Origin of the sequence: Mesorhizobium sp. M6A.T.Ce.TU.016.01.1.1, assembly GCF_003997065.1 — a bacterium.
In the GTDB taxonomy this organism is placed as follows: Bacteria; Pseudomonadota; Alphaproteobacteria; order Rhizobiales; family Rhizobiaceae; genus Mesorhizobium; species Mesorhizobium mediterraneum.
In genome coordinates this window covers 1-330 of sequence record NZ_RZTJ01000175.1, presented here as the reverse complement: position 1 = coordinate 330, position 330 = coordinate 1, and the positions used below count along the sequence as shown (strand labels likewise).

At 53.3% G+C, this 330-nt stretch carries 1 protein-coding gene; it reads right to left on the bottom strand.

From position 1 onward, the window contains the following. Positions 1–138: 138 nt before the first annotated feature. On the bottom strand, positions 139–330 hold a 192-nt coding region (locus EOC94_RS34445; protein ID WP_206639317.1), incomplete at its 5' end, for a hypothetical protein.

The following is a 330-nucleotide window of genomic DNA, read 5'->3' as shown; positions in this document are numbered from 1 at the left end:
CGCATGTAATAGCGTTCGGGCCGGTAGGTCGGCGCAACGAATTCGCGGATGGCGGCGGCATAGCCGATGAGGTGCGCGAGGAAGTTCATTACCTTGTCCCTGTCCCGATTTTCGGATGTCCCTTCCGAATTGCGGTCATCATAGCGTCGAGGCGTGAATAGTCGGTGAACGTGATGTTAATATCTGGTCGAAAATGCCTTGCTTCGTGGCTGGAATGCGGCTGATTCGGGGTCTTTCCGTGCAGTTGGTTGGCATTCCGGCCAATGTGACTTTTGCATCACATATGTTTCGTTTGAATGTCGCCTGCGCGCGGTTCTGTTTCAACTTTTG